This window comes from Nostoc sp. CMAA1605 (genome assembly GCF_021596505.1).
Lineage (GTDB): Bacteria > Cyanobacteriota > Cyanobacteriia > Cyanobacteriales > Nostocaceae > Trichormus.
Genome location: NZ_PJIZ01000047.1, coordinates 44,301 through 51,027, shown reverse-complemented (window position 1 = coordinate 51,027; position 6,727 = coordinate 44,301). Strand labels below are relative to the sequence as shown.

The following is a 6,727-nucleotide window of genomic DNA, read 5'->3' as shown; positions in this document are numbered from 1 at the left end:
TTTTTGGTGTTTGATAGATAAGTTCCTTCCAGGTCAACTGCATATAGAATTTAACTTTTATGGTAAAAGTTTTGCTTCAGTAAAAACACTTAAAAATAATGGAGATGGTAACTAAAAAGTTAAGCATTGTTAAGTTCCGAATTTTTGTATAAACGGAAACTACACTATTTTGGCATTTCGTTAATAACTACTACTTTGTGAATACAATTAGAGTATGTGGAAAATACTGAGTTGAAAGTAGTAGTCTGGTGAATTCAACATGGGGGTTCGTAGTGGCGATTTATCGCTGAAATCGAGGGCTTTAGCCCAACTACAAACTTGAAAATTCATGCGCCGGACTAGTGAGTTATGGCTTACGGTAAGTTATGTAGTGGAGTATTGCGATCGCCATACCAAAAATATTCCCAAAAATAACACCTGCTGGTTGCAAATTGTCCCATGTTTCAAGCTACCCGTCGTCGTCTGGCTATTTGGTATACGGCTGTAACTGCTGTGTTGTTGCTGCTATTTGCTAGTGGTGTGTATTTATATGTCCGCAATACTTTAATTGAGCGTGTTGACGATACTTTAAATCATGTAGTGGAAATTGTAGAGCGATCGCTGGTCATTGAAAGGTCTAACAATGAGCTTGAACCATTTCATATCAATGTAGAAGCTAGTTTTCGCAACAATGCAGAGACAGTAGAAGACGACCACATTGATTTAGAGTGGTTTAGTCCGACTGGTGAATTAATTTGGTCTACTTTTTCTGAGCCTCTCAATCTTCCCATCCATAGCGATCGCAATGGTGAAACTGTACGCATAATTAAACAAGAACAAACCGAAAACCCAGAAACTCCTAACTCACAACTCAGCACTCACAACTCAGCACTACTCTTGCGTCAAGTTACCCAACGGGTGGAAATGGGACGACAGGTTTTGGGATATCTGCGTGTGAGTCATCCTTGGTTTGAGGTGACTAAACCCAGTCGCCAATTAATGTTTGATTTGGCGTTGGGTACGGGGTTAATGGTGGTGTCTGTCGCGGCTAGTGGTTGGTTTCTGTCTGGGAAAGCGATGGAACCTGTGGGAGAGTCTTACCAACGTCTCAAACAATTTACGGCTGATGCTTCCCATGAATTGCGAAGTCCCATTGCTTTGATTCAAACTAATGTGCAAGTAGCTTTAACTGATTTGGAGTTAACGGAAACTGAAGTTGGTGTGGCGAAAAATTATCGCCAACAGTTAAAGGTGGTAGAAAGGTTAACTCAGCGTTTGGGTAGGTTAGTGAATGATTTATTATTCCTGGCGCGTCAAGACGGGGGGATGAGTAGAGATGATTTTACGGCTTGTCCTGTGGATGCTTTGCTGATGGAAGTTGTAGAAGAACAACAACTTCTGGCTACAGAAAAAGCGATTAAGTTGAGTTTACATCTAATTGATCCGCCTATATCGGAAACTAGCCCAGAATTATTAGAAAATTGGTTCACCCTTTGGGGTAATTGGGATCAGTTGGTGCGTTTATTGACAAATTTGATTGGTAATGCTTTGCAATATACTCCAGCAGGTGGAGAGGTGAGTGTAGAACTAGCCAGGATAGAGAGAATTCGCTACAGTAGTGTCCCTTGTTTGCAAATTCAGGTGAGTGATACGGGTGTGGGAATTCCTGCTGAGGCGTTACCCAAACTATTTGACCGATTTTATCGTGTTGATCCTGCACGTACCCACAAAACGCGGAGTTTAGCCACAGATAATGCTACAGGTTCAGGATTGGGATTAGCGATCGCACAAGCGATTGTTGAACATCACCACGGGCAAATTCAAGTAGAAAGCACTTTAGGTAAGGGTACTACTTTTATTGTGATTTTACCAGTCACTCTGGAGTCTTAATTGATTAATTAATATTTGTTTCCTGTGACAGATGAATTGCACGCTCGGAATTCATTACTTTAATTATTGACGGTTGCATAATTTGGCTCACAATTAATATTTTTCACTGACAAAATGCAGCCATAAAGTAATTTTTGGAGTTTGCAATGTCAACTGCTATACAAGAAAGAGATATCCCATTTTTAGAGAAAGTTAAAATGGCCAGTGGGTTATCAGATATCTATGATGCTAGAGATATTACAGAAGTAGTCTTTCGAGTAATGCGTGATTTGATGACTACAGAAGCAGCTGATCACGTTGAGCAAGAACTGCACAAACCAGCAGAAATTACTGATGATAAATCTCTGCAAATGGAAATTGCTGATTTATGGCATGATACTAATCCACTTGTGAGATTTTTGAGCCGTGTACGTCCACCTTGGCAGGGGCCTGGTATTTTTAAAATTGATAGCGATCGCTTTCTTTTTCGAGTTGCTAATGAAGGCGGAATGCCCCCAAATGTCGATAGAGAACAAGTTGTCAAGGCTGTTTTTGCTGCTACTAAAGATGAATTGTCTCCAGAAAGAATAGAAGAAATTGCTAGTTGGCTACCAGACAGAGTTCGTCAACTTTGGGAGGAAGCGTAGTCAAGTTAGTGAAAGATAAATTCATCAGTAAGGACTTTAGTCCTTACTACACACTACAGATAATAAAAGTTTTTTATATGAAGCGTATTGCTACATCTGATTTTTCACGTTATGTAGAACAGTTAACGCAAAACCTAACCCCCTAACCACCTTCCCTACTAGAGAAGGGGGAAAAGTTAAGGTGTATGAAAATTTTGGTTTTGGACAAATCAAATTACCCAATTAAATGTTATTAGGAGTCATTGATGAATACACGTTCTCAAAAGTTATTTGGTGCTATTTGTGGAGGTATGCTGATGAGCATATCGCTAATTCCTCAAAGTGCATCAGCACAACAATCTACTCCCAAAGTAAATCCTTGTCCTAGCATTTTCTATGAAGAACCACATAACAATCGGGTTGTAGTTCCTCAAGGTTGTCCTCCCAATGCGTTAACTCGCAGACTTGAGGCTCAAGGGTTACTACCTCCCGTTACTTCTCCTACTACCCAATCATCATACCCACAAGGTGTAGGCGGAGAAGCACCGCAAGCACGTACCCCTGGTTTGAATCCTTGTCCTCGCATTTACTATGAAGAACCTTTCAACTCTAGAAATGTAGTCCCTCAAGGATGTCCTCCCAACGCAATTACCCAACAATTGCAATCACAAGGAATCACCCCAGAACAAGCAGCTATTCCTCGTCCAGATGTGTCCGTGACTCAGCCACCCTTACCCAGCCAACAGCAGCAACCCAGTGCTAGACTCGCTTTGGTGAATAATCAAGTTAACGTCAGGCTGATAAATGAAACTGGTGCGGAAATAACTTATGAAGTCATTGGAGATACACCACCGCGATCGCTCCAAGGTAAATCAGATGTTATGCTACAAAGTCTAAATGCACCTGTGACAGTCACACTCTACCGCAATGATGGCGGTTTGTTGCAAGTGACTCCACAACCCACCTCAACCCCAGGAATGTTGGAGGTAAGATTAGGGGCAACCACCAACTTCGGACAAGATAAAAACACAGTCAGAATTCAAGAAAATGGTTCTGTGTATTTGAACTAGTCAATAGTCATTAGTCAATAGTCATTAGTTCTCCCATACCCAATGCCCCATTCCCATAGTAACCCGCCCCTTGTTCGCTATACTTATCTATACTTGTTGTTCTTGACTCATCGCTGTATGAGTAAACCAAGACTATTGACTAATAACTAATGACTAATGACTATATGCAATATAAATCACGAAGTCAGCAGGTAATTAAGGCGTGGGAAGATTTTGTTTCTACGCCTTTAGATGTTTTATTGAATCAGCATATAAATACTTCACCAGAAAAAGTTATCTTAAATTTATTTCATGATGTGGCGGCTCATGTTCCGGCTTATGAAGCGTTTTTAGCAGCAAATTCTATTCATCCTGATAGTATTCAAAGTTTAGCCGATTTTCAGAAATTGCCGGCGATCGCGAAAGAAAATTATATCTCGCGTTATTCTCTAAGAGAGTTATGTCGTCACGGAAAACTAGAAGGTTGCGATATGATTGCGGCTTCTTCTGGTTCGACTGGGAAACCGACCTTTTGGCCGCGGTTTTTTATCGATGAGCTGCAAATTGCTACACGTTTTGAGCAGATTTTTCATGATAGCCTCGCCGCCGAAAGTAAACCCACCCTGGCTGTAATTTGCTTTACTCTCGGTACTTGGGTGGGTGGGATGTTCACTACTAACTGCTGTCGTTATCTCGCTAGCAAAGGCTACCCCATCACTGTCATTACTCCTGGTAATAATAAAGATGAAATTTTACGTGTAGTGCAGGAAATCGGCGATAATTTTGCACAGGTGGTTTTACTGGGATATCCCCCATTTCTCAAGGATGTTATTGATACAGGTATTGCTCGCGATGTAGACTGGCAACGCTATCAGATTAAATTTGTGATGGCGGGTGAGGTATTTAGTGAAGAATGGCGGAGTCTAGTGGGTGAAAGGGTAGGTTCTCAAAATCCCTGTTATGATTTTGCATCCCTTTACGGTACAGCCGATGCAGGAGTGTTGGGAAATGAAACACCTTTGAGTATTTGCATTCGGCGGTTTTTGGCGCAAAATCCAGAAGCGGCTAAGGCTTTATTTAAAGAGTCTCGTTTACCTACATTAGTGCAGTATGACCCAGTCAGCCGTTTTTTTGAAGAGGAAAACGGGCAATTATTGTTTTCTGGAAATAATGGGATTCCACTGATCCGCTACAACATTTTAGATACGGGTGGCATTATTAGTTATGATGCCATGCTGCAATTTTTGGCAGATTGGGGATTTAATCCTTTAGAAAATCTAGACCACAATTCCAGAGGGATTCACAAACTACCCTTTGTTTATGTCTTTGGACGTTCTAACTTTACTGTCTCCTACTTTGGCGCAAATATCTACCCAGAAAATGTGACAGTGGGATTAGAGCAACCTGTAATTAAAGAGTGGGTGACAGGTAAGTTTGTTTTGCAGGTAAAAGAAGATGAACACAAAAACTGGTTTTTATCTGTGGTGGTGGAATTAGCACCAGGTGTAGAAGCTAGCGAAGATAAACGTCAAGCTATAGCAGCATCGATTCTCACTCAACTATTGCGGCTCAATAGCGAGTTTGCTAACTACGTCCCCAAAGAATACCAAACACCGCAAGTTATGTTAGCACCAATGGGCGATCGCGAATATTTTCCCATCGGTGTGAAACATCGCTACACACGTAAATGAAGCTTTAAGGATGATGATTTTGCAACCAACTCACTAAATCAGCTGCGGTAGCAAAATCTAACAAAGCTTCAGCCAGATTTTCTAATTGTTCAATAGATAACTTACCAATCTGCTGTTGTAATTCCTGACTAACAACACCAATGCGCCGTGTTAGCTGGCGCATTACCACTTCTTGAGTCTGTTCTTGTCTAACTTCTTCACGAACTTCCTCATAAAAGCGAGTTTTCTTGATATCAAAATCCTCTAGTCCGAACATTTTCCTTAACTGCTCCGAAAATTACATGAATAGTTTTAAAATCTGTACTTGTTCTCCTGGCAAAATTAAGGTTTGACCTACCCGCAGTACAGCTAAAGCATTAGTTTGCGCTAAATTAATCAAATTACCAGAACTATGACGACCTCCCGCCTGATGAAATTCGTACACGCCATCAATTAAATACAACCGTCCCCAAATATAAGTTTCGCGCTTCCCGTCCGATCGCAGCTCGTCATGCGATCGCACTTGCACAAATTCTGCTTCCCAACCTTGAGTTAATCCCGCTAATTTCTTAATTGCTGGTTGTACAAATCGCCAAAATGTCACTAATACCGCCGCCGGATTTCCTGGTAAACCAAAATAGATAACGGGGGAATTGGGGAATGTGGCGACTGTGAGGGGTTTTCCTGGACGCATGGCGACGCTGCGGATGGGAATTTCTGCACCCAGAGAAGTGAGAATTTTGTCAACGTAGTCATAATCACCAACAGACACACCACCGGAGGAAATGACGATATCGGCTTGGGTGATGGCTTGTTTAATAGTTGCTGCTAAGGCTTCTGGATGATCGGAAACAATACCTAATAATATCGGTTCTGCGCCGCTTTGTTGGACTAAAGCTGCTAAGGCATACTGATTAGAATCGACAATTTGTCCTGGTTTTAGGGGTTGATTGACTGTAACTAATTCATTACCAGTAGATAAAATTGCCACACGAGGACGACGGTAAACCCTGACAGGGGAACATTGAGATGCAGCTAAAACAGCAATTTCCGCCGCCGTTAACTTGATACCGCTTGGTAATAATTGTGTCTCTGCTTGGTAATATGAGGCTTTGCGTCTGACAAATTCCCCTAGTTGGGGTGTGGTGATAATCGCCACTTGCTGATTTTCTTGGCGTGTTTTCTCTTGCATGACTACGGTATCTGCACCGTCGGGAATGACTGCACCGGTAAAGATGCGCGCCGCTTGTCCTGGTTGTAGGGTAAATTGTGGTTGCTGTCCTGCGGGAATTTCGGCGACAATTTCTAAATTCACCGGCTGTTCAGCACTGGCGTTTTTGACATCTGCATAGCGCACCGCATAGCCATCCATTGCGGAGTTATCCCAGTGAGGAAAATCTAAGGAACTGGTGACGGGTGCGGCTAAAATGCGTCCATTGGCGGCGAATAAATCTAAAACTTCTGTATCTTGCTGCTGATTTAGAGGTTTGACTAAATTAAAAATAATATTGGCTGCATCCTGGACTGATAACAT

At 41.9% G+C, this 6,727-nt stretch carries 7 protein-coding genes; 5 read left to right on the top strand and 2 right to left on the bottom strand.

Annotated features, from left to right (window positions below):
• Window positions 1-328 precede the first annotated feature (328 nt).
• The 5 genes from CV014_RS16895 to CV014_RS16875 all read left to right on the top strand — a co-directional run bounded on the left by CV014_RS16895 (window position 329) and on the right by CV014_RS16875 (window position 5,214).
• Entirely contained in the window at window positions 329-487 is a 159-nt protein-coding gene (locus CV014_RS16895; protein WP_236143086.1) for a hypothetical protein, read from the top strand.
• Window positions 439-1,869: a sensor histidine kinase gene (locus CV014_RS16890; RefSeq protein ID WP_236143085.1), complete on the top strand. Its 1,431-nt coding sequence runs from the start codon at window positions 439-441 to the stop codon at window positions 1,867-1,869. Before CV014_RS16895 ends, CV014_RS16890 begins: the two co-directional genes overlap by 49 nt.
• Window positions 1,870-2,015: 146 nt before the next feature.
• Complete coding sequence (locus CV014_RS16885) at window positions 2,016-2,495, top strand: DUF2267 domain-containing protein (protein WP_236143084.1); 480 nt, start codon at window positions 2,016-2,018, stop codon at window positions 2,493-2,495.
• A gap of 245 nt (window positions 2,496-2,740) precedes the next feature.
• Window positions 2,741-3,544 (top strand): hypothetical protein, encoded by an 804-nt coding sequence (locus tag CV014_RS16880; RefSeq protein WP_236143083.1) that lies wholly within the window; start codon window positions 2,741-2,743, stop codon window positions 3,542-3,544.
• A 164-nt stretch (window positions 3,545-3,708) separates the two neighbouring features.
• Window positions 3,709-5,214 carry a phenylacetate--CoA ligase family protein gene (locus CV014_RS16875; RefSeq protein ID WP_236143089.1) on the top strand — a complete coding sequence of 502 codons (1,506 nt, stop codon included), beginning with the start codon at window positions 3,709-3,711 and terminating at the stop codon, window positions 5,212-5,214.
• 4 nt (window positions 5,215-5,218) lie between these two features.
• Here the strand turns inward: CV014_RS16875 and CV014_RS16870 are convergent, their stop codons facing one another.
• Window positions 5,219-5,470, bottom strand: coding sequence for a DUF4351 domain-containing protein (locus tag CV014_RS16870; protein WP_236143082.1), 252 nt, complete (start codon window positions 5,468-5,470; stop codon window positions 5,219-5,221).
• Between the two features lie 21 nt (window positions 5,471-5,491).
• The gene (locus tag CV014_RS16865) at window positions 5,492-6,727 is read right to left on the bottom strand and encodes a molybdopterin molybdotransferase MoeA (protein WP_236143081.1); all 1,236 of its coding nucleotides are present in this window, start codon (window positions 6,725-6,727) and stop codon (window positions 5,492-5,494) included.

Bases quoted from the DNA above. Each gene is read 5' to 3' on its own strand.
- CV014_RS16870 (WP_236143082.1), bottom strand. From the start codon at position 5,470: ATGTTCGGACTAGAGGATTTTGATATCAAGAAAACTCGCTTTTATGAG.
- CV014_RS16885 (WP_236143084.1), top strand. From the start codon at position 2,016: ATGTCAACTGCTATACAAGAAAGAGATATCCCATTTTTAGAGAAAGTT.
- CV014_RS16875 (WP_236143089.1), top strand. From the start codon at position 3,709: ATGCAATATAAATCACGAAGTCAGCAGGTAATTAAGGCGTGGGAAGAT.
- CV014_RS16880 (WP_236143083.1), top strand. From the start codon at position 2,741: ATGAATACACGTTCTCAAAAGTTATTTGGTGCTATTTGTGGAGGTATG.
- CV014_RS16890 (WP_236143085.1), top strand. From the start codon at position 439: ATGTTTCAAGCTACCCGTCGTCGTCTGGCTATTTGGTATACGGCTGTA.
- CV014_RS16865 (WP_236143081.1), bottom strand. From the start codon at position 6,727: ATGTTATCAGTCCAGGATGCAGCCAATATTATTTTTAATTTAGTCAAA.
- CV014_RS16895 (WP_236143086.1), top strand. From the start codon at position 329: ATGCGCCGGACTAGTGAGTTATGGCTTACGGTAAGTTATGTAGTGGAG.